We start from the raw sequence: 24,692 nt of genomic DNA, 5'->3' as shown, positions 1-24,692 counted from the left end.
CGCTCTAGAGGAGGGCGGTCGAACATGGGAGGTAAACATGAAACCGCAATCCCTGCTGGGAGCTCTTGCGCTCCTGGCCGTCGCTGTAGTCCCGTCCCTCGCGCAGGAGCCGGTGAAGCTCGGCTTTATAACCAAATTCCCGGTACCGTTCTTCGCAACAATGGAGAACGCTGCGAAGGATTATGCAAAGAGAAATCCCGGCGTCGAGATCATCTACGGGCAGGGTACGTCGGCAACCGACATCGAGGGGCAGATTGCCCAGATCGAGTCGATGGTGACACGAGGCGTGCAGGGCATCGCCCTGACGCCTGTCGATCCCACCGTGTCCACTGCCCTGGACAAGGCCGTGGCGGCCGGTATCAAGGTCGTGCTGATGGATAACAATATTCCGGATTGGAACGGCAGGACGGCGCTTGCCACGACCAATAATTTCGCCGCCGGCAAAATCGCCGGCGAATATCTCAAAACTGTTCTTAAAGCCGGCGACACGCTCGGGATTCTCGAGGGTGTGCCCGGCGTGCCGGCGCTTGATGACCGCGTGAAGGGCATGCTTGAAGGGTTGAAGGGGCTTGATGTCGAGATCGTCGGGAAAGGCGCAACAAACTGCACAGAGGAGCTCGGGATTAGTGTCGCCGAGGATCTGCTGACGAAGAACCCGGACCTCAAGGCCATTTATGCCGCTTGCGGCCCGCCCGCTGCTGGCGCAGCGCGCGCCATCAAGAATGCTGGCATTGCCAATGACAAGATTGTGCTGGTTGGTTTCGACTTCTGCTGCGGCGAAGAGGAAGCGCTGAAGAGTGGGGTCGAGGATGCGTCGGTGGCACAGTTCCCCACCAAGATGGCTGAACTCGGTGTGGATGCGCTGGTAAAATCGATTCGCGGAGAGAAGGTTGAATCTTTGATCGACTCCGGCGCTGCGCTTGTGACGCCTGAGAATATGGCGAAATTCAAGTGAACGGTCGCCCTCCGCCGACCGCATAGGCGGCGGAGGCAAACCTCACCCCGCTGTCGGGGTATCGTCGAGCCCTTTGGCCCGGAGCCACGCCGTCCAGTCGATGCGAAGTTGTCGTGGATGAGCCTCTGGTATTTCAAGTCGTCGGGTGACCGAATGGATATTCTTCCTGCAGCAACTCCGGGGCTGCAGACCGGGGAACCATCTCAGCCAGAACCTCCGGCGCGGATCGCAATATCTAGCGCCGCTGGTTCGGCAGCACGCCGGCGCGTTTGTCGGCTTCGATCGCCGAGATCACGTCGGCATAGGGCTCCTGCCGGGCGACGCTCCAGTAGCGCAACTCGTCGAGCGGGATCTGTTTTCCCGTCATCGCGCAGACGACATAGGAGCCGGGCGAGAGAATCTGGAAATCGCCATCGAGATACCGGATCTTCGCTTCGCGGTTTCCATGGCCTTCGAACAAATTCATGCGCTCCGTTCCCTGCAGTCTGTCACTAAAGCATGTCGCGCAAAAGTGTGCCGCGGTTTGCGATCACGACATGCGGAACACCAAAGACCTAAAGCGTGGTCCAAGCGAATCTGAAAGATTCGTGACACGCTTTAGTCTGCCATACTCTCGAAAGGGCTGCTTTTCCAGCTTTTTTAGCTTCTGCCGAAAAGCCGTTCGATATCGCTGAGCTTCAATTCGATGTAGGTCGGCCGGCCGTGATTGCACTGGCCGGAGCCGGGCGTCACTTCCATTTCCCGCAGCAGCGCGTTCATTTCCTCCGGCCGCAGCCGCCGTCCGGAGCGCACCGATCCGTGGCAGGCCATGGTCGCGGCCACATATTCGAGCTTGGCCGACAGGCCGGACGCCGTGTCCCATTCGGCGATCTCGTCGGCAAGCTGGCGGATCAGCCCATGCGCATCGACCTCGCCGAGCATCGCCGGCGTCTCGCGCACGGCGATTGCCCCGGGGCCGAAACGCTCGATCGAAAGGCCGAGTTCGGAAAGCTCGGCGGCATGCTGCATCAGCCGGTCGCAATCCTCTTCCGGAATATCGATGATCTCGGGGATGAGCAGCACCTGCGAGGCGAGCCGCTTCGAATGTAGCGCCTTGCGCATCGCCTCGAAGACCAGCCGCTCATGCGCGGCATGCTGATCGACGATGACGAGCCCGTCCTCGGTCTGGGCGACGATGTAGTTTGCGTGGATCTGCGCCCGCGCCGCGCCGAGCGGATACCGTGCGGTCGGTTCGGGGGCTGCCGGCTTCTGCGAAAACTGCGGCTCGGCCCGCGCCGTCGGCATCGAAAGTCCGTCGAAGGACGCCTGTGGCCGCTCGCCGAAACCCGTTGTCGGCTGATAGGGCCGGGAGGGCGAGGTCTCGGCCGACCATGCCGTTTGCGGCCGCTGAGCGTACGGCTGGAAGCCCGGGCGGAAGGAGCGCAGCATGTCGCTCGCCCCGGTTGTTGCCGCCCGGCTGCCGTCGCGCGCCAAGGCCTCGCGGATGGCGCCGACGATCAGGCCGCGCACCAGGCCCGGGTCGCGGAACCGCACGTCGGATTTTGCCGGATGCACGTTGACGTCGACGAGAGCGGGATCGAGCGTGATCGACAGCACCGCCACCGGATGGCGCCCGGATGGGATCGTCTCGGCATAGGCGCCGCGGATCGCCGAGAGGATCAGCTTGTCCTGCACCGGCCGGCCGTTGACGAAGGCATATTGATGGGCGGAGTTACCGCGATTGAAGGTCGGCACGCCGGCAAAACCGGCAAGCGAGATCTCTTCGCGCACGGCGTCGAGTGCAATGGCGTTGTCGCGGAACTCCTTGCCGAGCACCTGCGCCATGCGGGCCAGATGGTCGTCGCCGGTCGCCGGAAATTCCAGCGTCGTGCGGTCCGAGCCCGACAGTACGAAGCGCACGGCGGGAAAGGCGATCGCCATGCGCTTGACGATCTCGGTGATGGCGCCGGCCTCGGCTTTTTCCGTCTTCAGGAATTTGAGCCGGGCCGGTGTGGCGAAGAACAGGTCGCGCACTTCGACGATCGTCCCGGGATTGGCGGCGGCCGGGCGCAGATGCGCGATCTTGCCGCCGGCAACGGCAATCTCGTGGCCGCCGGCACTGTCGCGCCTGCGGCTTGCGATGCTGAGCCTCGCGACCGAGCCGATCGAGGGCAGTGCCTCACCGCGGAAGCCCAGCGTGCGGATATCCTCGAGCGTCTCCGAGATCTTCGAGGTGCAGTGGCGCCTGACCGCCAGTTCCAGATCGGCAGCATTCATGCCCGAGCCGTTGTCGCTGACGCGCAGCAGCGCCTTGCCGCCGCCTGATGTGGCGATTTCGATGCGCGTCGCGCCCGCGTCGAGCGCGTTTTCGATCAGTTCCTTGGCAGCGCTCGCCGGCCGTTCGATGACTTCGCCGGCGGCGATCTGGTTGATGAGCGTTTCGGAAAGCTGTCTGATGGCCATGGGCTATTTTCGGGGATTCGCGGGCCGGAGGGAAGGGGTTTCGACGGGCTTTCCCGAAACGTGATCCGGTCCTCCCCCACATTTGGGAATAGGTAATGTTAAGCCGGTTTTAACATAAAAATGGCATTTCTAATCACATACCTCCGGAAGCTGTGAAATCGAACAGATGTGGGACGCAATAGCATGAGTGCCGGCTTCGAAAAGGCGGACACATCATCAGAAATCGATGGGTCTCCCGCCGAGGCCGATCTGCAGACGGCGCTTTTCGATGTGGTGTGCGACAGCCTTTCCGCAGCTTTCATCATCTACGACAAGAACGATCATCTGATCTTTGCAAGCCGCCAGACTCTCGATTTCTTTCCGCTGTCCGCCGAGATGCTGAAGCCGGGCACGCGGCTGCGCGATTTCCTCGGCGCGATGTACGACACCGGCATTCGCCAGCAGTATGACGTCAGGCAGGGTGGCTCGCTCAGCCGCGAAGACTGGCTGTCGCAGAAAATCGCCTCGCATTGGCGCGAGCGCTTCGACGCCGTCGAACGCCACGGTGCCGATAGCTGGGTGCGCTTCGTCAAGCGCAGGCTGCCGGGCGGTTACGGCGTCACCATCATCTCCGATATTTCCGAGAACAAGAAGCGCGAAGAGCAATGGCGCTCCGATCTGGAGCGGGTGCAGCTCACCGAGGACATTCTCGACAATCTGCCGTTCCCGCTGTTCGTCAAGGATCGCAACCTCACCTATGTCGCGGTCAACCTCGCCTTCTGCGAGAAATATCAGACAAGCGCCGACGAGGTGCTCGGGCGCAAGAGCGGCGATCTTTTTTCAGAAGAGATCGCCAGGCGCTTCGAAGAAAGCGACCGCCATGTGCTTGACACCGGCGAGATGTCCGTCTCCCGTCAGCGGCAGATCTCCCGCGACGGCATCGAGCGCGATATCGTCAGCCGCAAGCACCGCATCGGCAAGCCTGGCCGCTATTTCCTGGTGTCGACCATGCAGGACCTGCCGCGCGACGGCGCCGATCTCGACGAGTTCGGCCAAGCGTCCGCGATCACCGCCTCCAGCAATCAAAGCTATCGCCGGGCCTATGTGCCGGTACCAAGCGGCATTGCGCGGCGCGAACCGGCGGCGATGGAAGCGATCGTTCCGGAGAATTTCTCTGGCCGCAAGGTCCTCGTCGTCACGGCCGACCTCGCCGCCGAGACCGCCGCGCTGCGGACGCTGACGAAATACGGCTTCGAATCCTGCTCGGTCCGCGGCGAGGATGAAGAGGAGCGGTTCCTGGAAATCGCCACCTCCTCCGGCATCTCGCTCGATCTTCTGATCATCGACAACCAGATGGGCATGCGCTGCCTCGAACTTGCCGAGCAATACGGCATTCCGGCGCTCGTCATGGACGGTTTCCAGATCGCCAATGAACTCACCTTCCAGATCGCCCGCCATTTCAATCGCAACAGCCGCAGCGCCGCCGGTTCGAATGCGGATTGGGAAATCAGCATTTCCGACGATCCGGTCGGCCTGCAGGTTCTCGTCGCCGAAGACAATGACATCAATCAGATCGTCTTTTCGCAGATCCTCGAAGGCCTCGGTTATCGACACATGCTAGCGGCGACCGGCGACGAGGCGGTGCGCCTCTGGGCCGAGCACCGGCCGCAGATCGTGCTGATGGATATTTCCCTGCCGGGCTTCAACGGCTTCGAGGCCGCGCGCCTCATCCGGCAGATGGAGGAAACCGGCGGTGGCACCCACACCCCGATCATCGGCGTGCTCACCCAGGCCTTCGAGCGTGACCGCGCCGAATGCGTCAAATCAGGCATGGACGACGTCATGATGAAACCCGTCAGCCCTGATATGCTTGAGACTATATTTCAGAAATACCTAATGAATGAGGCCATGCGGGCCAGAATCTGAAGCATGTCGCGCAAAAAGTGCGCAGGCGCCAAAATACCCGTCAATTCCCTATATTTTGGGGAGGTTCAGGTGGCTATGCCGCTGATTTACTATCGAATTGTTAAGACCTGCCGGTCATTCTTCTGCATGGCTCCGGAGGAAAGCTCGGGTTTGGATGATGAAATCGGCGGAAATAGCTTTCTTGACCGTCGGTCAAAATGAGCCTCAGGCGATGGCCTATACCGATCCGTTGACGGGATTGGGCAACCGCAATCGCATGCGGGACAAGGTCTTGCAGATCTCCGCTGAGCGCGCCAGCGATCCGGCCCCCTTCACCATCGGCATCGTCAACCTCGACAGTTTCAAGCCGATCAACGATCTGTTCGGTTCGACAGCCGGCGATGAAATCCTCTGCCAGGTCGCCCATCGTCTCAGGGCCTGCATTCCTGACGGCGCGCTGGTCACCCGCCACGATGGCGACGAATTCGCCTTCGTATTGCCGTTGATCTTCGAGCGGGCGAGTGCCGAGAAATTCGGCCAGATGATCCGCGAGGTGCTTTCGGCGCCTTATGACCTCGGTGACCGCAACGTCCGTCTCTCCGCTTCCCTCGGCTTCTCCATCTATCCCTTTGCCGGAGAGGATTGCGAGGAACTGCTGAAGAGCGCCGAAACCGCCCTCTACCGCTCCAAGCGCCGCGGCCGCGGCCAGATCACCGTCTATTCGCGCGAGATCGCCCAGGAAATGAAGCGTGCGACGCAGCTGGAGCAGGCGCTCAGAAACGCCATCATCTCCGACGCGATCGACGTGCATTTCCAGCCGATCGTCTCCCTATCCAACAATCAGGTCGTCGGCTTCGAAGCGCTCGCCCGCTGGAACGATCCCGATCTCGGCTTCGTCTCGCCCGGCGTCTTCGTGCCGCTCGCCGAGGAGCGCGGCTTCATCGATGCGCTGTCGGAGGCGCTGCTGCGCAAAGCCGCTGAAGCCGCACTTTCCTGGCCGCGCGAACTCTTCCTCTCGTTCAATCTCTCCTCGGCCCAACTGATGGATCCGGGCACGAGCAGCAGCATCCTGTCGATCCTCGGCCGCGTCGGCTTCGATCCGCATCGCCTGGAGCTGGAGATCACCGAGACCGCGGTGATGAGTTCGGCCGATACCGCTCACCGCATCATCGCCGATCTGCGCGCCGCCGGTGTTCGCATCTCGCTCGACGATTTCGGCACCGGCCAATCGAGCCTTGGGCGCCTGCGCGACTTCATCTTCGACAAGATCAAGATCGACCGCGCCTTCGTTTCGCGCATCAATTCCGATCGCGCCTCCGAACACATCATCAAGGCGATCCTCACCATGTGCGAGGGCTTGGAACTGGAGGTCGTGGCGGAAGGCATTGAGGATTATGCCGAGGCGGTGAAGTTGCGCACACTGGGCTGCGGCATGGGCCAGGGCTATCATTTCGGCCGTCCGGCCGATGGTATCGCCACGTTGCGCTTCCTGCACGAAAACTATTACGATCCGACCATGGCGGAGCGGGCCAGCGCATAAAGCGATGGCGCCTCATAAAACGATGGCGCCCCCTGGGGAGCGCCATCGCCTACGCTATACTACCGCGCACGGATTACTTAGGTGTGGTCGAGCCGGTCGCCGTGGTATCGGTACCGGGCGCAGCCGGAGCCTTTTCGGCCGACTGCATTGCCAGCGTCTTGAACTCAGGTGCGGCCTTCAGCGATTCAGCCGTTTCGCTGGTCGTCAGCTTGACGCTGCCGTCCTGGGTGTTCTGCGCGACGGTGATCTTTTCCATCGGCACGGCGACGTTCTTTTCACCGATGCCGAGGAAGCCGCCGACGCCAACGATTGCAGCAACCATGCCGCCGTCCTTCTTGAGGATCAGGTCGTTGACGCTGCCGATGCTTTCATTGTTGCCGTTATAGACCGACTGGCCGATATAGGTATTGGCGCTGACCTGATCCGGAGACTGCTCCGTCAGATAGCCGGCCTGAGCCGTATCTGCCGTCGGGGCCGGGGCGGGAGCCTGTGCGGCATCGCCTGCGGGCTTGGTGACGTCAGGCGTCATCGGCTTCGGTGCTGCCGGATCGGCGGGAGCCGCCTGGGTCGGAGCGGCAGGGTCCGCAGGCTGCGGTGCCGTCTGCGAGAATGCCGCCGGTGCGAAAGCCGTGGCAAACAGTGCGCCAGCGGCAACGGTCGTCAGGAGTTTGCGTGTCATTTCGAACCTACCTTCGTTTTTTCTAGAGCGATCGCTGACCCGGCAATACCTGTTTCTCAGGTCTCGTCACCGCGCCAGTTCGAAGGGAAAATGACTGGTGGAGTGATTGGTTCCGGTTGAAAACACGGAAAATTTTTCGATTTTCACGGAACGTTTATCAAAGGGCAGCCGGTGAGACGAGAAAAGGCGCCCCGGTTGGAAGCGCCTCTGATCACCGATGACAAGCAAAAATCAGATTACATAGACGGGATCGAACACACCTTTGACGTCGATGCCGAGTTCCAGCAGCGCGCCGGCGCTCGGCTGCGCCGAACGGGCATCCTCATCCAGCCCTTCCCAGGCGGTCGTTACCGCCAGCCGGTCGGCATTGACGCCGATGAAGGCAGGGCAGGAGGGCTGGACGGCGGGAACCATATAGCGCGAGATGCGCAGACCGTCCGGACTGTAGCGGTCGACGACGCCGGCGCCCCAGCGCGCATTCCACAGATAGCCGTCGGCATCGACCACCGAGCCGTCGATGCTGCCGGGGTCGTCCATGCTGTCGACGAGCACGATCGGCTCGCCCGAGGGCAGGCCGGTCAACGGATCGACCATGACGCGCATCAGCCGGTTGATTCGGGAATCCGTATAATAGCCGACCGTGCCGTCCGGCGAGAAGCAGATCGAATTCGGGATGCTGATGCCGTTGAAGATCTTCGTCACCTTGCCGCCGGCGACATGGTAGATGGCGCCGGCCTGGTTTTCCGCCCGCTTGCTCATCGTGCCGATCCAGAGCGCACCGGAAGGGTGGGTGCGGCCGTCGTTCGAACGGTTTTCCGGCCTGTCGTTTTCCAGCGCGGCGTAGAAGGTGAGGTTGCCGCTCGCCACATCACGTACGAACAGCCCTTCCTCCGTCGCGATCAGCTGCCGCCCGGCGTCGATGCGAGCCAATACGCTCGCCATCACAGGCAGCGGGTGCACCTTTTTCTCGCTCGTCGAAAGGTTGAGCTCGTGCAGTTCCTTGCCGAGGATGTTGAACCACCAGACGGTATTGCTGTCCGGATCATAGGTCGGGCCCTCACCGAGAACGGAATTGGTATTGCAAAGTGTTTTGCCCTCGAACTCATAAATATCGGTCATACGTTCACGCTCCCAATGGCTGCATCATAGGCGTAAATGGTCGCCTTGGCGCGCTCGGCAACCTCTGACCCGGTCATTCCTGGCTTGTAGATGCTAGTGCCGAGGCCGAAGGCAAAGATGCCGGCCTTGGTATAATCGCCGAAATTCTTGTCCGAGACACCGCCGACGGCGGCAATCGTCAGCTCCGGCGGCAGGATTGCCCGGATCGCCGTAATGCCGGAAGGGCCGAGCACGCTGGCCGGAAAGAATTTGAGACCGGTGGCGCCGGCGCGTGCCGCGGCCAGCGCCTCGGTCGGCGTGAAGACGCCCGGCATCGTTACCATGCCGTATTCGCGCGCCCGTATGATCACCTCCGGCTCGACATTCGGGGTGACCAGCAGCGTGCCGCCGGCCGCATGCAGGCTGTCGACCGCCTCGACGGTCAGCACCGTGCCGGCGCCGATCAGCACGTCTGCCGGCGCCATCTTCGCGGCAATCTCGATGGATTTGAACGGCTCCGGTGAGTTGAGCGGGATCTCGATCGCCGTCAGGCCATTGTCGATCAAGGCGCCGACGACGCTTTCGGTCTCCTCAGGCCTGATGCCGCGAAGGATGGCGATCAGCGGGCGCTTCATGTCGGGGAAGGGGATACGGTTCATCGTGTCAGCTTTCTCAGTTCGGCCAGATGGCTTCGGCGGCAGCCGAAAGCCCGCGGCGTACGGCGGCGTCGGCGTCGATGGCGGTGAAGGCAAGGGAGAGGGTTTTGAAGGCCTGTTCATAGAGCGCCTGCAGGCCCCCGGAGGCGACGAGGGTGATGGTGGTGCCGTTTGCCGCATCCTTCAGCGCCCCGGCGATTTCGAGGCCGATCAGCGTGCCGGAAAGCCGGGCTTGCGCGGCAGCGGCAGAAATCCCGTGCAGGAGTTGGCCGGAACGGGCGGCAAAGAGCAGGTTGGAGGCAAGAGCCGGGCGTGCGAAAGCGGCCGAGACCGCCGCCTCGAAGGCTGCCGCATCCGCCGGCTGCTCTCCTGCGCCGGCAACGGCATGCGAAAGGATCGTGTGTTTGCTGATGACGTCGAAAAGCTCGCCGGTCATGAAGGTCGAAAAGCCGGTCACCTTGCTGTCCGTCACATGCACCCATTTCGAATGGGTGCCGGGCATGCAGACCGCCTGCGCCCCCGAGCTTGCTGGGCCGAGCGCGCCGAGAAGCTGGGTTTCCTCGCCGCGCATGACGTCGGGCCTTGCCATGTCCCGCTGGGCAAGGCCCGGCAGGATGCGGATGTCGCGGCTTTCGCCGGGCACGGAGACCGCCCCGGTCAGGATCGAGGCGAGCGGCGCCGGCACATCGATATAACCGGCCTCGACCCAGCCTTGCCTGGCGCCGGCCATGCCGCAGACGATCACCGGCAGGCTTTCCGGCGCCTCGATGGCGGCGAGATGGCCGGCAAGCACGGCGGAAAAGCCGGTCTTTGCGGCGCTCGTCATGCCTTCGCCGCTACGGCGCTCGGCAAGGACGGTGCCGTCCCGACCGATCAGCCAGAGCCGGAAGCTGCTAGTGCCCCAGTCCACCGCGACATAAGCGGGATTAGCCATTACAGAACGCCTCCATCGACAATCAGGGACTGGGCGGTCATCGCCGCCGCACAGTCGGATGCAAGAAACAGGCAGGGACCGACGATCGCATCGGGTTTGAGCGCGACCTTCAGGCACTGGTCCTCGACCGAGCGCGCAATGCTCTCCTCGGTGAGCCAGTGCTGCATCTGCCGCTCGGTGACGACCATGCCAGGCAGGATGCAGTTGACCCGGATGTTTTCCGGCCCGAGCCTGCCCGCCAGGCTCTTCGTCAGCCCGACGACCGCCGCCTTGGCTGCCGCATAGGCGGGAAAGCCGCCCATGTTCAGCTTGAAGGCGATTGACGACATATTGATGATCGCCCCGCCGCCGGCCGTCCGCATCGACGGCACGACTGCCTGCGAGGTGAAGAACACATGCTTGAGGTTGACCGCCTGGTTGTTGTCCCAATAGGCCTCGGTCACCGCGTCGAATTCATGGCGGTCGTCCCAGGCGGCATTGTTGACCAGCACCCGGATCGGCCCCAAGCTCGCAATGACGGTATCGACCGTGTGCCGGATCGCGGCGATGTCGCGCAGGTCGGCATGGTAAAAGGAGACCGGATGCGCCGTCTCCCGCGACAGCCTTTCGGCAAGTTCGCGGCCGGCGGCCTCGGCGATATCGATGAACGCGACCTTGGCGCCCTGGCGCGCGAAACCTTCGACGATCGCAGCACCGATGCCCGATCCGCCGCCGGTCACCAGCACGGCTCGGTCGTTGAACTCGGGAAATTGTGCTGCCATCATGGTCACCGTCGCCTCCCGACTTTGTGTTCCATTATTTGGAACTTAATTTGACTATATGGAATTATCGAATTACACTGCCCGTCCTGTCAAGGGCGGACGAAGCGATGAATTCAAACGGCGAAAGCACGGCACAGGCACGCGAGACCGGCACGCTCGGCAAACTGATGGTTCTGCTCGATCTCGTCACCCATGCCGATGCGCCGCTGCGTTTCACCGATATCCTGGCCCTTGCCGGCCAGCCGCGCGGCACGTTGCATCGCCAGCTCACCCACCTGGTGGAGGAGGGGCTGCTCGAGTTCGATGGCGACGGGCGTTATGCGCCCGGCCTGCGCCTGCTCGATTTCGCCGCGCGCAGCTGGGCGCGCAACGAATTCCGCCTGATTGCCGAACCGCACCTTAGAGATCTGCAGCAGGCGACCGGCGAGACGGTGCATCTCGGTGTCCTCAGGGGGCAGTCGATCATCTATCTCGATAAGGTCGAAGGCCGTCAGCCGGTGCGCATGTATTCGCAGATCGGCAATGCCTCGCCCTGTTATTGCACCGGCGTCGGCAAGGCCGCCCTTTCGCTGCTGCCGGCCGAAAGCCTCGTCGATCTGCTTGCCGGCGTGAGCTTCACCAGCTTTACCGCCTCGACCCATGTCTCTGCCGAAACGCTGCTTGCCGAGATCCGCGAGATTGCCGATCAGGGCTATGCCTTCGACCGCGAAGAACATGAGGCCGGCATTCGTTGCGTTGCCGCGCCCGTCTGGTCGGAGGATCGGACCTTCATGGGGGGCATTTCGATTACCGGCCCGGCCTATCGCTTGTCGATGGAACTTCTGCATCAATGGGTCGTTCCGGTGCAACTGGCGGCTGTCAGGATCATGGAAGGCATGCGCGTCCGTCTTGGTCCGCGCCGCTGAGGGAAAAATCGCCATCGGCTACTGCTGGACGTAGTCGCAGAGCATGCTTATGATAAGCCCGATATTGAGATTTTTCGGCGAATCACCACAACTAGAACGGTCCGCGAAATCTGCAACCATTCACCGGCCGAACGCTCAACGCTGAAGCCGATTCCAACCAGCGATCGTCGTTTCCCGATGCAATCGAGCCGGCCGCGGCGGGCAGGTTTCGCGAACGGTTTGCCGGCCGCTGTGCCGAAGATGAAGAAATGTGATGGCACCCTTGTCGCAAACATCCACGGAAGAAGACGATTATGTTCAGGAAATAGCGGGCCTGAAGACCCAGTTCGATATTTTCCGTTTCATGAAACGCGTGACGGAAGCCTATCGCAGCCGTGCCTTCATGGTTCTCAACCTGCCGCCGATCACCTCCTTCGATCTTCAGGGCAGCACTGTCATCACCAGTTGGCCGGCCGAGCTTCTGGCGCTCTACGACCAGGAAGGCTTGTTGGTGAACAGCCCGGTCCTCAGGCGGCTCAGAACATCCGCGCGGCCCTTCTTCTACGACATGTCCCGGCAGAACTGGTCGCGGGACGACGGCAAGTCCATTCTCGTCGCCTCCCTGTTCGAACGTTTCAAGATGATGCGCTGCGCCTATTTCCCGACGCATGAGCCCTCCGGGCTGCGCGGCGCCATCTCTTTCGCCGGCGACCGCGAGCCCTTCAGCCCGGCGGAAATGCGCGAACTCTGCTACATCGCCATCCATGTCTTCGATAGGCTTGCCGAGATCCGCAACCTCGATACGCGCATGACGGACACGCTGACCGACCGCGAGATCGATTGCCTCAACTGGACGGCGGCCGGCAAGACCAGCGCCGAAATCGCCGAAATCCTGACGCTGTCCGAGCATACGGTCAATCACTACCTCAACCGCGCCACCAAGAAGCTCGACACGGTCAATCGCACCCAAGCGGTCGCCAAGGCGCTGCGCATCGGCCTGATCAAATAAGTTGCAAAAAACAACCGACTGCTGTCGAAGCCGCCTAGCGCGTAGGCATATCTTTCCCGCTGAGGGGCTGTCGCAAGCGCTTTTACAGTCTTTTCTCTGATTTTCCATCTGGCACGCTTTCTGCATCTCTTGTGCGAGAGGTCCAGAGGGGACTTTGAGACCAGCGCCAGGAAATGGCGCGGCCGACACACTGCTGCCCGACGCCGATGCCGCTTTTCTCCCGGCTCTTCGGTGTCGGCGGCGGTTGTTGCGTTTTGGCACCGCTTCTTTCCCGGCTGTCTGAGATTTTGTCTTCCCCGTTCACTTTTCGCTGGTCTTTTTTTCGGCTTGCTCTAGTTCGCCCCGGATTGCGCCGGTTCTCGGGGAGACCGTTGCGGCCATCAGGGCGAAAGCCCGGCGGACTTGATGGCCGCAACGGATTGCCAATTCTCCCCGGCGCTCTTTTGGCGTGCCGGATTTTCCTCCCGATGATTTTGTTTGGCGAAGGCTTCCGTCTCCACTATTTGTGATCTGCAAGAAGCAGTGAGGGTGGAATGGCCGACGTCACCAAGGAACAGGTTCTCGAAACGCTGAAGACCGTGCGTGGACCGGATCTCGAGCACGATATCGTCGAGCTCGGCATGGTCTCTGACGTCTTCATCTCCGACGGCAAGGTTTATTTCTCCATCACCGTCCCGGCCGATCGCGCCAAGGAGCTGGAGCCGATGCGGCTCGCAGCCGAGCGCGTCATCAAGGAAATGCCGGGCGTCAAGGGTGCCCTCGTCACACTGACCGCCGACAAGAAGGCGGCCGTTGCCGCTCCGGCTGCCCGGCCGAACCCGCCTCACGGCCATGCCGGCCACGATCACCAACATGATCATGCGGGCCATGCCCACGCTCCTCAACAGCCGCAGCGCGCCGGCAAGATCGGCGTGCCCGGCATCGGCGCCATCATCGCCGTCGCCTCGGGCAAGGGCGGGGTCGGCAAGTCGACCACCGCCGTCAATCTCGCACTCGGCCTGCTCGCCAACGGTCTTCGTGTCGGCATTCTCGATGCCGATATCTATGGTCCCTCGATGCCGCGGCTGTTGAAGATATCCGGCCGCCCGACGCAGATCGACGGCCGCATCATCAATCCGATGGAGAATTATGGCCTCAAGGTCATGTCGATGGGCTTCCTTGTCGACGAGGAGACGGCAATGATCTGGCGCGGGCCGATGGTCCAGTCGGCGCTATTGCAGATGCTGCGCGAAGTCGCCTGGGGCGAGCTCGACGTCCTCGTCGTCGACATGCCGCCCGGCACAGGCGACGCCCAATTGACCATGGCCCAGCAGGTGCCGCTTGCCGGCGCCGTCATCGTCTCGACGCCGCAGGATCTCGCGCTGATCGATGCCCGCAAGGGCCTCAACATGTTCCGCAAGGTCGAGGTGCCGGTGCTCGGCATCGTCGAGAACATGAGCTATTTCATCGCCCCGGATACCGGCACCCGCTACGACATCTTCGGCCATGGCGGCGCCCGCAAGGAGGCAGAGCGCATCGGCGTGCCCTTCCTGGGCGAAGTGCCGCTGACGATGAACATCCGCGAAACCTCCGACGCCGGCACGCCGCTTGTCGCCTCCGAGCCGAACGGCGTCGTCGCCGGCATCTATCGCGGCATCGCCGCCAAGGTCTGGGAACAGATCGCCGGCCAGTCCCAGCGTCCGGCGCCGACAATCGTCTTCGAATAATGCATGTCGCCCGGAAGTGTGAAGCGGTTCCGGGATAACGGCATGCATAAAACAAAATGCATGTCACCCGGAAGTGTGAGGCGGTTCCGGGATAGCGGCATGCATAAACAAAAAGCTGAAGCGCGTCGCATGGGTCAGCTGCAATGCGCGGCACTTTAGAGGGCGCCGAATCGCCGCGGCGGATACCCCAAATTGTGGGGGAAACGTGGTGAAAAGCCGCGTTTCACGGAAGATGTCTTGATTATTTCACGGCTTTGCTTCATATGCCGCGGCGCCATGATGGCGTTTTGCTGCAGATGCTCAGTGACGGCTGTCTTCCTTTCGAAGAGGCCGGCCCGCCTGCAAGTTCGGAGTTGTCTTGTCGATCGAAGGATTGGGAACTGCGATGCGGTTGAGCACAACGCGCATGCCGGCCTTTAAGGTTGGATGCAGCGGGAGAGACGACCGGTGATCACCGCTTACTGTTCCAATTGCAGGTCAGTCGAGATCCGCGATCTGTCGCATGCCGCGTCCTTTCCCGAGGATGTCGTCTGGATCGACATGATCGAGCCGACCCGCGATGAGGAACTCTATGTCGAGAAGGTTCTCGGCATCGAGGTTCCGACCCGCGACGACCTCAAGGATATCGAGCCTTCCGCCCGTCTCTACGTCGAAAACGACGCCGTCTTCATGACCGCCTCGCTGCTCTGGAAGGCTGACACGGACGTACCGACGCTGACCGATGTCGCCTTCATCCTGGCTGGAAATCGCCTGGTCACCATTCGCTACGCCCATCCCAAATCCTTTGCACTGTTCATCGCCGCCCTCCACCGGCTGCCGGAAAACTGGCGCAGCGGCGCTGCCCTTCTCGCCAAGCTCTTGGAGACGATCGTCGACCGCACCGCCGAGATCCTCGAGATCGCCGTCTCGCGCCTCGACATTCTGTCGATGCATGTCTTCGGCGACCGGGCAAGGAAGGTGCGCAAGCCCTCGAACTATCTCGAGGAGAAGCTGCGTGACATTGCCGGCCATCACCGGATGATCAGCAAGGTGCGCGACAGCCTCGGTTCGCTTTCCCGCCTGCTGACCTTCTTTCACACCATCCCGGCGATCCAGCAGGACCCCGAGGCGAAGGAGCTCTGCCGTACTGTTTCCCGCGATATCCAGTCGCTGTCGGAGCATGCTTCCTTCGTCGCCGCCAACATCACCTTCCTGCTCGATGCTTCGCTCGGGCTGATCAACATCGAGCAGAACTCGATCATCAAGATTTTCTCGATTGCCTCAGTGGTATTCTTGCCGCCGACATTGGTCGCCTCCATCTATGGCATGAACTTTCAGGTCATGCCGGAGCTCACCTGGGCCGCGGGTTATCCCTATTCGCTGGCCCTGATGGTGTTATCCGCCGTCATCCCTTTTTTCTTTTTCCGCTGGAAAGGCTGGCTCTGAGGAGCCTGTTGAAACTTCATGTCCGAAGATAGCCATCCGAACGAACGCCATATGACGCCGAAAAAGCTGTTCTATCTCGGGCTGGGTTCCGTCGGCGTCGTCTACGGCGATATCGGCACCAGCCCGCTCTATGCCTTTCGCGAGGCGCTGAAGCCAGTGGCCCATGACGGCCTCACCCGTTTCGAAGTCATCAGCCTGATCTCGCTGATGATCTGGGCGCTGACGATCATCGTCACCATCAAATATGTGCTCTTCCTGCTGCGCGCCGACAACGACGGCGAGGGCGGCACGCTGTCGCTGCTCGCTCTTCTGATGAAGACCGCCAACGGGCATACCGCCATGCTGATGCTGCTCGGCCTGATGGGCGCAGCACTCTTCCTCGGCGATGCGATGATCACGCCGGCACTGTCCGTGCTGTCGGCCGTCGAAGGTCTGAAGCTCGTCACACCCAGGCTCTCTGAATATATCGTGCCGATCTCAGTGGTGATCCTGGCGCTGCTCTTCGTCGTGCAATCGCGCGGCACCGGCGCCGTCGCGAAGTTCTTCGGCCCGATCACCGCCGTCTGGTTCCTTGTCATGGCCGCCGCCGGCATTTCCCATATCTCGGATGATTACGGCATCCTTGCCGCCTTCAATCCCTATTATGCCGTCGCCTTCCTGCTGCATGAGGGTTTCTACGGCATTGTCGTGCTTGGCGCCGTCTTCCTGACGGTGACGGGCGCTGAGGCGCTCTATGCCGATCTCGGCCATTTCGGCCGCCGCCCGATCCAGTGGGCCTGGTTTCTGCTGGTTTTCCCGGCGCTGACGCTGAATTATCTCGGGCAGGGGGCGCTCGTTCTCGGCAATCCGATGACGATGTCCGATCCCTTCTATCTGATGTATCCGAAATGGGCGCTGCTGCCGGTCGTCATCCTGGCGACCGCCGCGACGATCATCGCCAGCCAAGCTGTCATCACCGGTGCCTTCTCGATGGTGCGCCAGGGCATCAACCTCGGCTTCCTGCCGCGCATGGAAATCCTCTTCACCTCGGAAACCAATACCGGGCAGATCTTCGTACCTTCGGTCAACGCCGTGCTGTTCATCGGCGTCATCTTCCTGGTCTTAAGTTTCAAGACCTCGGACGCGCTGGCGACCGCCTACGGCATCTCCGTCACCGGCGCCATGGTCGTCACCTCGATCATGGCCTTCGAATTCGTCCGCGCCCGCTGGAACTGGTCGCTTCCCGTTGCTGTGATCGCGCTTGCGCCGTTGGTCGTGCTCGAATTGATCTTCCTCGGCGCCAACCTTTTGAAGATCCACGACGGAGGCTATATCCCGATCATGATCGCCACCGCCTTTACCGTCGTCATGTGGACCTGGCGCCGCGGCACCGCGATCCTGATGGAAAAGACCCGCCATACCGATATTCCGCTCGCCTCCTTCGTCAGCTCGATCGAGCGCAAGAGCGAACATTCGCCGGCCCAGGTTCCGGGCACCGCGATCTTCCTGACCAGCGATCCGGAGTCGGCTCCCGCCGCTTTGCTACACAATCTCAAGCACAACCATGTGCTTCACGACCGAAACGTCATCCTGACGATCCGCACGGTCAATAAACCGCGTGTGCCAAGCCACGACCGCTACAGGGTCGAGCAGATTTCCGAACGTTTCTCCCGTGTCGAACTGCTCTTCGGCTTCATGGAATCGCAGAACGTCTCGCAGGCCTTGGCGACATTGCGCAAGACAGGACTGAAGTTCGACATCATGTCGACCTCCTTCTATCTCGGCCGCCGCAAACTGGTGCCGGACGCCAAGTCTGGCATGCCCTACTGGCAGGACCGGCTCTACATCGCGCTCGCCAACGCCGCCGCCAACCCCTCAGATTACTTCCGTCTACCGGCCAACCGGGTGGTGGAACTGGGCTCGCACGTGATTATTTGATTGCGTGGGGCAAAAACCCCTCCCCACAAGGGGGAGGGGCTTAACCAGTTGCGCCGTCTGTCAGCTTTTCGACACTTCAGAATAAGCGAGGCGGTGCCGCGCTAAGTCCCTCCCCCTTGTGCGGAGGGGTTGGGGGACTGTGCAAGGCTGCGATACACCTCATCCCACGAAATTATCAGCTGCATTAGAACATCCAAAAGCTCTCACGGTCACATTCCGGCACGGCCTGTTAACCGGACGTCAAGGTTAATGCGAGATTTTCAATGGAATGTTCCCGCGTTCCATGCCCGGAGTCCGTCTTGCGTCGAAAGAGCCCTTCCCGTAGCAAGCTGCGTCTCATTCCCGAGAATTGGGTGTCGCCCGCAATCTTCGGTCTCGCCGGCTGGCTGATTTTCCCGAGCGTCGCATCCCATGCCGATCTCGCCGCCATGCTCGCCGGCCTCGATCATGAGGGGGAGAACTGGCGCATGGTGCTGACCAATTCGCCGGCCGGCTCTATCCACCAGGCCGAACTCGCCTTCGCCGAACCGATGGTGACGGGTTCGATCTCCGCCGGTGCCGGCATGGTGCTGCCAGACGGCCGCAAGGTCGCTTTTACCGCTAAGGACAAGGGCACTGCCAAGGATAGGGGCCACGAGGGCACGCCGGACGAGGATCGCGTCAACCGCGGCAGCAAGAAAGGCCGCGTCGTCGCCGTCGAGAAGATGCAGCCGCCGAAGGATTTTTCCGCCGGCTCGATCCTCGAGCGCACCAAGATGCTCTTCACCCCGAGCTTTGATCTCAAGGACAGGTCGGCCTTCGTCAAACCGAAGATCCAGGGCAAGGAAATCGAGATCGCCACATCTTTTTATAAGACGCAGCCGGTGGTGACCGATAATGGCGTGCCGGCGATGCTCGCAAGCCTCGTCACCAGCAGCAAGGCCGATGTGCTGGCCACCGCCTATGGGCCGGCAGCACCTGACTATGCCCGCCAATCGCCGTTCGATTCGATCCTAACCGAGCAGGACAGCGGCCGCTTCGTTCCGGAGATCGGTCCGCGCGACCATGCTTGGGCTGCAAGCATATTGGCGCCGAGCGTCTTTTCAGCCCGCGAACAGCAGTGCCTTGCCTCCGGCATCTATTTCGAGGCGCGCGGAGAATCGGTGAAGGGGCAGGCGGCCGTCGCCCAGGTCATCCTCAACCGCGTCCGCAACCCTTCCTATCCGAAGACCATCTGCGGCGTCGTCTATCAGAACGAGGATTGGCGCAACCGTTGCCAGTTTTCCTTCGCCTGCGACAGCATCAAGGACAGGGTGAATTCGGAATATCACTGGAGAGTCGCCCGCGATGTGGCGATGGCGGTGACATCAGGCAAGATCTGGCTGCCGCAGGTGGGCTCGGCGACGCATTACCATGCCGTTTATGTTCGCCCGAAATGGGCAAAGACCATGGAAAAGGTCGGCCGCATCGGTCTTCACGTCTTCTATCGCACCTATGGCGGCGGCTGGAGCTGAGATAAATCGCCGGGGCAAGCCGATTTCCGGCCCGGAAAAGCGGATTCTTTCCGTCGAATTTGCGCGATCGACCCAGAGTCGATTTATCTCTTTGATTTGATGGAATTATTTTCTCGCTGGACAGAAGCTGTCTACGCCTTGACTATGCTAATCCCTAAAACTATGTTGCGCGCGACTTCAGAACGGGCCGGAAGGGTCTCAACCTTCGCGTCCGGGGTCCGAATGACCGGGGTAGCGGGAGTGCGGGCGACGGGCAGGCGAGGAGAGATCCATGGCGGACGACCGCGAGGAAAGTCTAGAAAAGCGCCGTGCGCAATTGGGAGCGAAACTCGCGACCAAGGGCGTCGAGACGGGAGAAGACGAGGCTAGGGAAGCCCGCGCCGAGGTAAGCCGCAAAGGTTATGCCCAGGCGATGAAGCTTTCCAGCGAGTTCATCTCCGCAATCGTCGTCGGTGCTCTCCTTGGCTATCTCCTCGACCGTTTTGTTGGCACGGCGCCTTGGGGTTTGATTGTTCTTCTGCTTCTCGGATTCTGTGCCGGCGTTCTGAACGTGCTGCGTTCTGCGGGGGTGGTGGCCCATCCCCTGGACGACAAGGACGACAAGAAATAAGGACCGGTCCCGGTCCAGTGCAATGACCCCGCGTCCTGCGGGCCAAAGAGAGAGAACAAGCGGTGTCTAACGATCCGACTCATCAGTTCCTGATCCAGAAGATTGTGCCGATCGAAATCGGCGGAATTGATTTTTCGTTCACCAATGCATCGCTCTTCATGGCCGTTTCGGCTGCCGCTGCCGCAGGCTTCCTCTATTTCGCGACCTCGAACCGCGCCATTGTGCCGGGCCGTTCGCAGTCGGTTGCGGAAATGTCCTATGAATTCATCGCCAACATGCTGAAGGAAGGCGCGGGCAAGCAGGGAATGAAGTTCTTCCCGCTGGTCTTTTCGCTCTTCATGTTCGTCCTGACGGCGAACCTGCTCGGCATGTTCCCTTATTTCTTCACGGTGACGAGCCAGATCATTGTCACCTTCGCCCTTGCCCTGCTCGTCATTGGCACGGTTCTCGTCTACGGTTTCTATAAGCATGGCTTCCACTTCCTGAATGTCTTCGTGCCTTCGGGCGTGCCGGGCCTTCTGCTGCCGCTGGTCATCACGATCGAAATCATCTCCTTCCTGTCACGTCCGATTTCACTCTCGGTTCGTCTCTTCGCCAACATGCTCGCCGGCCACATCACGCTCAAAGTGTTCGCAGGCTTCGTCGCCTCGCTTGGAACCATGGGTGCTCTCGGTATCGGCGGCGCCGTTCTTCCCCTCATCATGACCGTCGCCCTGACCGGTCTCGAGTTCCTCGTCGCCTTCCTTCAGGCTTACGTCTTTGCGGTGCTGACTTGCATGTACCTCAACGACGCAATCCATCCGGGCGGGCACTAAGGATAACGACATCGACGTCAAAGGGCGTCAGTCATTCGCCGCAACAACCATTTCAAAGGAGTTCAACATGGAAGCGGAAGCAGCAAAGTACATCGGTGCAGGCCTGGCTTGCTTTGGTATGGCCGGTACGGCTCTCGGCCTCGGCAATATTTTCGGCAGCTACCTCTCCGGCGCGCTGCGCAATCCGTCTGCCGCTGACAGCCAGTTCGGCCGTCTGGTATTCGGCTTCGCCGTTACGGAAGCTCTGGGCATCTTCTCGCTGCTCGTCGCTCTCCTCCTCCTCTTCGCCGTCTGATATCGGCGAATAGATGGATCACGGCCTGCGACCGCAAGCCGTGATCCTTTGCATTTGCAGTCCACCTGGAGGTGAGCATGTTTTTTGTGACCCCGGCTTACGCTGAGGAAGCACCGGCGGCAGCGACGGGTACGGATGCGCACGCCGCTCCGGCCGCAGGCGAGGTCCATACCGAGACTGGTGTTGCCGAAGGCGAACACGCCCGCGGCCCTTTCCCGCCTTTCGATTCGACGACCTTCGCGTCCCAGCTGCTCTGGCTGGTGATCACGTTCGGCGTCTTCTATTTGCTCATGCAAAAGGTCATCGCGCCGCGCATCGGGGCGATCCTCGATCAGCGTCACACGCGTATCTCCCAGGATCTGGAAGAAGCAGGCCGCCTGAAGGCCGAAGCCGACGCCGCCGTCCAGACCTATGAAGGTGAACTGGCCGCTGCCCGCGCCAAATCCAACGCGATCGGCTCTGCCGCACGCGACGCCGCCAAGGCCAAGGCCGAAGAGGAACGCCGCGCTGTCGAGGCGAGCCTTTCGGAAAAGATCAAGGCTGCCGAGCTCCGCATCGGCGAGATCAAGGCCAAGGCCTTCGCCGACGTCGGCACCATTGCCGAGGAAACGGCGGCTGCCGTGGTCGATCAGCTGATCGGCGGCACCGTCGCCAAGGCCGATGTCGCCGCCGCCGTCGCGGCTGCCAAGAAGGAGGCTTGATCGATGGAATTTGCCTTTGACGCGACTTTCTTCGCCTTTGTCGGCCTCGTCCTCTTCCTGGCGCTGGTCGTTTACCTGAAGGTTCCGGGCATGTTGGCACGGTCGCTCGACGACCGCGCCGACCAGATCCGCAACGAATTGGCCGAAGCCAAGCGCCTGCGCGAAGAGGCCCAGCACCTGCTCGCCGAATACCAGCGCAAGCGCAAGGAAGCGGAAGCCGAAGCGGCCCACATCGTTGCCGCCGCCGAGCGCGAAGCCGAAATGCTGACCACTGAGGCGAAGAAGAAGACGGAAGAATTCGTCGCCAACCGCACGGCGCTGTCCGAGCAGAAGATCAAGCAGGCCGAGGTCGAGGCGATGAAGGCGGTGCGTTCCGCAGCTGTCGATCTCGCAATCGCGGCCGCCGAAACCGTGCTTGCCAAGCAGGCCGACGCCAAGGTGCAGTCCGAGCTCTTCGGCAATGCCGTCGGCCAGGTCAAGACGCGGCTGAACTGAGCATTTTCGAAAAGATTGAGAGCGAAGGCCGGGCATGTCCCGGCCTTTGGTTTTTGGCAAAGCTCTTTTTTCGCAGCCTCTACCTCAAACGCCGGAACGGCTGAGAACGATGCGTGACGCCGCCACTTGTCTCTTCTCCCCGCTGGGGAGAAGAGGGAGCAAGACGCGCCGACTTCCTAACCCGGCCGTTGCGTTTGGCATGCCCGGCTTCTCCTGGAAAGCGCACTACTCGGAAAGCAGCTCGTCCGTCTCGGGACCATCCTCGGTCTTGCGCAACGGCCTGAAGCTCATCCGGTGCAGAGAACAGGGGCCGTGCCGCTCGATGCCGGCGCGATGCTGCGCCGTGCCGTAGCCCACATGCGCCGCAAAGCCGTAATCCGGAAACACTCTATGCGCCCGCGCCATCATCCGGTCGCGTGTCACCTTGGCGACGATCGAGGCGGCGGCGATCGAGACCGAGCGGGCGTCACCCTTGACCACGGCCTGTCCGGGGCAATCGAGGCCGGGCGGCACGTCGAGTCCGTCGGTCAGCACATAGCTGGCCGGAATGGCGAGGCTGCATATGGCGCGGCGCATGGCGTCGAGGCTTGCCTTGCGGATATCCGTCTCGTCGATGCGCGTCGAGCTCGAGGAAGCGATGGAGACGGTCGCAGTCGCCAGAATCTGCACGAACAGTTCCTCGCGCCGTTGCGCCGAAAGCTGCTTGGAATCGTTCAGACCCTCGGGGATGCGCTTGGGATCGAGGATGACGGCGGCAGCGACGACCGGTCCCGCCAGCGGCCCGCGGCCAGCCTCATCGGCGCCGGCGACCGGCCAATGGCCGGCCTTGCGGGCTTTGAGCTCGAGTTTGAAATCCGGCACGAGCGGTGCCGTGTCGAAAAGCAGGGGAGAATCGGGTGGCGTGCGAGGTTTCATGCGGCTGAACCTCGCACGCCAACCCGATTTCCCGCAAGTCCCCGGATCAGGGCGGCGGCCGGGGACCGGTCCGGCGGATGGTGGCGGTCAGGGCCATCCGCGGGAATTGCGCTCGGAGCTCGAAAACAGGGCGGTTTTGTCGAGAAGCCGATGCGCAAGCTTGAAGCAATTCCAGGAAAAGTGCGAAGCGGTTTTCCGTCCGGAATTGCGTAAAAACAAAAGGTTAGAGCAGCGACAGCTGTACGCCGCTGCCGTCTGGCGGTACGAACAGATCGTCGCGCAACGGCACGCTGCGGCGCGTCAGGCCGAAACGTCGGGCGGCCATTTCAAAGCGCCGGGCGATCTGCCAGGCATAGGGACCGGCGCCCTTCATGCGCTTGCCGAATTCGGCATCATAATCCTTGCCGCCGCGCATCGAGCGCACCAGCGACATCACATGCCGGTAACGATCGGGGTAATGCTGCAGCAGCCAGTCGCGAAACAGCGGGCTGACCTCGAGCGGCAGCCTGAGGATGACATAGCTCGCCTCGGCGGCGCCGGCAGCCTTGGCCGATTCGAGGATGCGCTCCAGCTCGTGGTCGTTCAGCGCCGGGATGAGCGGGGCGGCCATGACAGCCGTCTGGATGCCTGCTTCGGCAAGGGTGTGGATCGTCTCCAGCCGCCGCGGCGGTGTGGCGGCACGCGGCTCCATCGTCCGGGCAAGCTTGCGGTCCAGCGTGGTCACCGAGATGCCGACGCGCACCAGGTTCTTAGCTGCCATCTCCTGCAGAATGTCGAGATCACGCAGGATCATCGCCGACTTGGTGACGATCGATACCGGATGGTTCGCCTTGTTCAACACCTCGAGAATGCCGCGCATGATGCGCCATTCCTTCTCGATCGGCTGATAGGGATCGGTATTGGTGCCGATCGCGATCACCCGCACCTTGTAGCCGGGCTTGGCGAGTTCCCGCTCCAGCAGTTTTGCCGCATCGGGCTTCGCAAAGAGCTTGGTCTCGAAATCGAGCCCTGCAGAAAGCCCCATATAGGCGTGCGTCGGCCGGGCGAAACAATAGATGCAGCCATGCTCGCAGCCGCGATAGGGATTGATCGAACGATCGAAAGAAAGGTCCGGGGATTCGTTGCGGGTGATGGCCGTGCGCGGCTTCTCGACCTGAACTTCGGTCTTGAAGGGCGGCAGCTCTTCCCACGTCTGCCAGCCATCATCGACGGTCTCGCGCTGCTGCGCTTCGAACCGCCCTGTCGGGTTCAGTCCCGCCCCACGCCCACGCCGCCGATCGACCTCGACTCTCAGACCGGAGGACACGATCATCGCATCGGCAATATCTGCCGTGTTGGCAGGCGCGAATGCGGCCTGCCCTGCCAGGGACTGTTCTCTCATCGGATTCTCCCGCGGCGGAAAGCCATCGCCTCCGCGTTTTGCTGATTAAATTCCTATCCGCAAAACGAGAACAATGCAAGAACAAAATGAGGAAAAC

Annotated in this window: 23 protein-coding genes; 14 read left to right on the top strand and 9 right to left on the bottom strand. The window is 61.7% G+C overall.

The features are described 5' to 3' along the window. Positions 1 to 37: 37 nt before the first annotated feature. Entirely contained in the window at positions 38 to 955 is a 918-nt protein-coding gene (locus G9X64_RS23875; RefSeq protein WP_168311420.1) for a sugar ABC transporter substrate-binding protein, read from the top strand. A gap of 235 nt (positions 956 to 1,190) precedes the next feature. Here the strand turns inward: G9X64_RS23875 and G9X64_RS23870 are convergent, their stop codons facing one another. Next, positions 1,191 to 1,421, bottom strand: coding sequence for a DUF2093 domain-containing protein (locus G9X64_RS23870; protein WP_003588271.1), 231 nt, complete (start codon positions 1,419 to 1,421; stop codon positions 1,191 to 1,193). A 173-nt stretch (positions 1,422 to 1,594) separates the two neighbouring features. Next, positions 1,595 to 3,397 (bottom strand): DNA mismatch repair endonuclease MutL, encoded by a 1,803-nt coding sequence (mutL, locus tag G9X64_RS23865; protein ID WP_171377461.1) that lies wholly within the window; start codon positions 3,395 to 3,397, stop codon positions 1,595 to 1,597. A gap of 183 nt (positions 3,398 to 3,580) precedes the next feature. Between mutL and G9X64_RS23860 the strand changes: the two genes are divergently transcribed. Beyond that, the gene (locus G9X64_RS23860) at positions 3,581 to 5,302 is read left to right on the top strand and encodes a response regulator (RefSeq protein ID WP_171377460.1); all 1,722 of its coding nucleotides are present in this window, start codon (positions 3,581 to 3,583) and stop codon (positions 5,300 to 5,302) included. Positions 5,303 to 5,456: 154 nt separating this feature from the next. Further along, entirely contained in the window at positions 5,457 to 6,821 is a 1,365-nt protein-coding gene (locus tag G9X64_RS23855; RefSeq protein ID WP_168311417.1) for a putative bifunctional diguanylate cyclase/phosphodiesterase, read from the top strand. A gap of 73 nt (positions 6,822 to 6,894) precedes the next feature. Here the strand turns inward: G9X64_RS23855 and G9X64_RS23850 are convergent, their stop codons facing one another. The 5 genes from G9X64_RS23850 to G9X64_RS23830 form a co-directional block, all read right to left on the bottom strand. Then, a complete protein-coding gene (locus tag G9X64_RS23850; RefSeq protein WP_171377459.1) occupies positions 6,895 to 7,500 on the bottom strand; it encodes a PRC-barrel domain-containing protein in 606 nt (201 codons plus the stop codon). Between the two features lie 231 nt (positions 7,501 to 7,731). Next, a complete protein-coding gene (locus tag G9X64_RS23845) occupies positions 7,732 to 8,619 on the bottom strand; it encodes an SMP-30/gluconolactonase/LRE family protein (RefSeq protein WP_168311415.1) in 888 nt (295 codons plus the stop codon). Beyond that, positions 8,616 to 9,257, bottom strand: coding sequence for a 2-dehydro-3-deoxy-6-phosphogalactonate aldolase (locus G9X64_RS23840; RefSeq protein ID WP_168311414.1), 642 nt, complete (start codon positions 9,255 to 9,257; stop codon positions 8,616 to 8,618). Before G9X64_RS23840 ends, G9X64_RS23845 begins: the two co-directional genes overlap by 4 nt. 13 nt (positions 9,258 to 9,270) lie before the next feature. Next, positions 9,271 to 10,188 carry a 2-dehydro-3-deoxygalactonokinase gene (locus G9X64_RS23835; protein ID WP_168311413.1) on the bottom strand — a complete coding sequence of 306 codons (918 nt, stop codon included), beginning with the start codon at positions 10,186 to 10,188 and terminating at the stop codon, positions 9,271 to 9,273. Next, on the bottom strand, positions 10,188 to 10,952 hold the full coding sequence (locus tag G9X64_RS23830) for an SDR family NAD(P)-dependent oxidoreductase (RefSeq protein ID WP_376766410.1): 765 nt from the start codon (positions 10,950 to 10,952) through the stop codon (positions 10,188 to 10,190). The genes G9X64_RS23835 and G9X64_RS23830 overlap by 1 nt, the downstream gene beginning before the upstream one ends. A gap of 104 nt (positions 10,953 to 11,056) precedes the next feature. Between G9X64_RS23830 and G9X64_RS23825 the strand changes: the two genes are divergently transcribed. The 11 genes from G9X64_RS23825 to G9X64_RS23775 all read left to right on the top strand — a co-directional run bounded on the left by G9X64_RS23825 (position 11,057) and on the right by G9X64_RS23775 (position 22,299). After that, a complete protein-coding gene (locus G9X64_RS23825) occupies positions 11,057 to 11,854 on the top strand; it encodes an IclR family transcriptional regulator (RefSeq protein WP_168311412.1) in 798 nt (265 codons plus the stop codon). A gap of 253 nt (positions 11,855 to 12,107) precedes the next feature. Next, complete coding sequence (locus G9X64_RS23820) at positions 12,108 to 12,842, top strand: LuxR family transcriptional regulator (RefSeq protein ID WP_168311411.1); 735 nt, start codon at positions 12,108 to 12,110, stop codon at positions 12,840 to 12,842. A gap of 533 nt (positions 12,843 to 13,375) precedes the next feature. Next, positions 13,376 to 14,548: an Mrp/NBP35 family ATP-binding protein gene (locus G9X64_RS23815; RefSeq protein WP_168311410.1), complete on the top strand. Its 1,173-nt coding sequence runs from the start codon at positions 13,376 to 13,378 to the stop codon at positions 14,546 to 14,548. A 447-nt stretch (positions 14,549 to 14,995) separates the two neighbouring features. After that, a complete protein-coding gene (locus tag G9X64_RS23810) occupies positions 14,996 to 15,973 on the top strand; it encodes a magnesium transporter CorA family protein (RefSeq protein ID WP_168311409.1) in 978 nt (325 codons plus the stop codon). An 18-nt stretch (positions 15,974 to 15,991) separates the two neighbouring features. Then, positions 15,992 to 17,890 carry a potassium transporter Kup gene (locus G9X64_RS23805; RefSeq protein ID WP_168311408.1) on the top strand — a complete coding sequence of 633 codons (1,899 nt, stop codon included), beginning with the start codon at positions 15,992 to 15,994 and terminating at the stop codon, positions 17,888 to 17,890. Between the two features lie 263 nt (positions 17,891 to 18,153). After that, positions 18,154 to 19,383: a cell wall hydrolase gene (locus tag G9X64_RS23800; protein ID WP_168311407.1), complete on the top strand. Its 1,230-nt coding sequence runs from the start codon at positions 18,154 to 18,156 to the stop codon at positions 19,381 to 19,383. A gap of 271 nt (positions 19,384 to 19,654) precedes the next feature. After that, on the top strand, positions 19,655 to 19,993 hold the full coding sequence (locus tag G9X64_RS23795; RefSeq protein ID WP_012756239.1) for an AtpZ/AtpI family protein: 339 nt from the start codon (positions 19,655 to 19,657) through the stop codon (positions 19,991 to 19,993). A 62-nt stretch (positions 19,994 to 20,055) separates the two neighbouring features. Then, positions 20,056 to 20,808, top strand: coding sequence for a F0F1 ATP synthase subunit A (locus G9X64_RS23790; RefSeq protein WP_168311406.1), 753 nt, complete (start codon positions 20,056 to 20,058; stop codon positions 20,806 to 20,808). 67 nt (positions 20,809 to 20,875) lie between these two features. Continuing rightward, the gene (locus tag G9X64_RS23785) at positions 20,876 to 21,103 is read left to right on the top strand and encodes a F0F1 ATP synthase subunit C (protein ID WP_003545854.1); all 228 of its coding nucleotides are present in this window, start codon (positions 20,876 to 20,878) and stop codon (positions 21,101 to 21,103) included. A gap of 77 nt (positions 21,104 to 21,180) precedes the next feature. Then, complete coding sequence (locus G9X64_RS23780) at positions 21,181 to 21,804, top strand: F0F1 ATP synthase subunit B (RefSeq protein WP_029872627.1); 624 nt, start codon at positions 21,181 to 21,183, stop codon at positions 21,802 to 21,804. Between the two features lie 3 nt (positions 21,805 to 21,807). Beyond that, a complete protein-coding gene (locus tag G9X64_RS23775; RefSeq protein WP_168311405.1) occupies positions 21,808 to 22,299 on the top strand; it encodes a F0F1 ATP synthase subunit B in 492 nt (163 codons plus the stop codon). A 225-nt stretch (positions 22,300 to 22,524) separates the two neighbouring features. Here G9X64_RS23775 and rnhB read toward each other — a convergent pair whose 3' ends face one another. Next, a complete protein-coding gene (rnhB, locus tag G9X64_RS23770) occupies positions 22,525 to 23,214 on the bottom strand; it encodes a ribonuclease HII (RefSeq protein WP_168311404.1) in 690 nt (229 codons plus the stop codon). A 223-nt stretch (positions 23,215 to 23,437) separates the two neighbouring features. Beyond that, complete coding sequence (locus G9X64_RS23765; protein ID WP_168311403.1) at positions 23,438 to 24,595, bottom strand: PA0069 family radical SAM protein; 1,158 nt, start codon at positions 24,593 to 24,595, stop codon at positions 23,438 to 23,440. Positions 24,596 to 24,692: the final 97 nt, after the last annotated feature.

The sequence above is a fragment of the Rhizobium sophorae genome (assembly GCF_013087515.1).
Taxonomy (GTDB): Bacteria; Pseudomonadota; Alphaproteobacteria; order Rhizobiales; family Rhizobiaceae; genus Rhizobium; species Rhizobium sophorae.
The sequence above is the reverse complement of the archived record's forward strand: the minus strand, read 5'-3'. Positions and strand labels throughout refer to the sequence as shown.

Excerpts from the sequence above, each read along its gene's own strand:
- mutL (WP_171377461.1), bottom strand. The coding sequence starts at position 3,397 with ATGGCCATCAGACAGCTTTCCGAAACGCTCATCAACCAGATCGCCGCC.
- G9X64_RS23800 (WP_168311407.1), top strand. The coding sequence starts at position 18,154 with ATGGAATGTTCCCGCGTTCCATGCCCGGAGTCCGTCTTGCGTCGAAAG.
- G9X64_RS23785 (WP_003545854.1), top strand. The coding sequence starts at position 20,876 with ATGGAAGCGGAAGCAGCAAAGTACATCGGTGCAGGCCTGGCTTGCTTT.
- G9X64_RS23855 (WP_168311417.1), top strand. The coding sequence starts at position 5,457 with ATGATGAAATCGGCGGAAATAGCTTTCTTGACCGTCGGTCAAAATGAG.
- rnhB (WP_168311404.1), bottom strand. The coding sequence starts at position 23,214 with ATGAAACCTCGCACGCCACCCGATTCTCCCCTGCTTTTCGACACGGCA.
- G9X64_RS23870 (WP_003588271.1), bottom strand. The coding sequence starts at position 1,421 with ATGAATTTGTTCGAAGGCCATGGAAACCGCGAAGCGAAGATCCGGTAT.
- G9X64_RS23775 (WP_168311405.1), top strand. The coding sequence starts at position 21,808 with ATGGAATTTGCCTTTGACGCGACTTTCTTCGCCTTTGTCGGCCTCGTC.
- G9X64_RS23820 (WP_168311411.1), top strand. The coding sequence starts at position 12,108 with ATGGCACCCTTGTCGCAAACATCCACGGAAGAAGACGATTATGTTCAG.
- G9X64_RS23815 (WP_168311410.1), top strand. The coding sequence starts at position 13,376 with ATGGCCGACGTCACCAAGGAACAGGTTCTCGAAACGCTGAAGACCGTG.
- G9X64_RS23835 (WP_168311413.1), bottom strand. The coding sequence starts at position 10,188 with ATGGCTAATCCCGCTTATGTCGCGGTGGACTGGGGCACTAGCAGCTTC.
- G9X64_RS23825 (WP_168311412.1), top strand. The coding sequence starts at position 11,057 with ATGAATTCAAACGGCGAAAGCACGGCACAGGCACGCGAGACCGGCACG.
- G9X64_RS23860 (WP_171377460.1), top strand. The coding sequence starts at position 3,581 with ATGAGTGCCGGCTTCGAAAAGGCGGACACATCATCAGAAATCGATGGG.
- G9X64_RS23850 (WP_171377459.1), bottom strand. The coding sequence starts at position 7,500 with ATGACACGCAAACTCCTGACGACCGTTGCCGCTGGCGCACTGTTTGCC.
- G9X64_RS23805 (WP_168311408.1), top strand. The coding sequence starts at position 15,992 with ATGTCCGAAGATAGCCATCCGAACGAACGCCATATGACGCCGAAAAAG.
- G9X64_RS23780 (WP_029872627.1), top strand. The coding sequence starts at position 21,181 with ATGTTTTTTGTGACCCCGGCTTACGCTGAGGAAGCACCGGCGGCAGCG.
- G9X64_RS23795 (WP_012756239.1), top strand. The coding sequence starts at position 19,655 with ATGGCGGACGACCGCGAGGAAAGTCTAGAAAAGCGCCGTGCGCAATTG.
- G9X64_RS23875 (WP_168311420.1), top strand. The coding sequence starts at position 38 with ATGAAACCGCAATCCCTGCTGGGAGCTCTTGCGCTCCTGGCCGTCGCT.
- G9X64_RS23765 (WP_168311403.1), bottom strand. The coding sequence starts at position 24,595 with ATGAGAGAACAGTCCCTGGCAGGGCAGGCCGCATTCGCGCCTGCCAAC.
- G9X64_RS23845 (WP_168311415.1), bottom strand. The coding sequence starts at position 8,619 with ATGACCGATATTTATGAGTTCGAGGGCAAAACACTTTGCAATACCAAT.
- G9X64_RS23830 (WP_376766410.1), bottom strand. The coding sequence starts at position 10,952 with ATGATGGCAGCACAATTTCCCGAGTTCAACGACCGAGCCGTGCTGGTG.
- G9X64_RS23840 (WP_168311414.1), bottom strand. The coding sequence starts at position 9,257 with ATGAACCGTATCCCCTTCCCCGACATGAAGCGCCCGCTGATCGCCATC.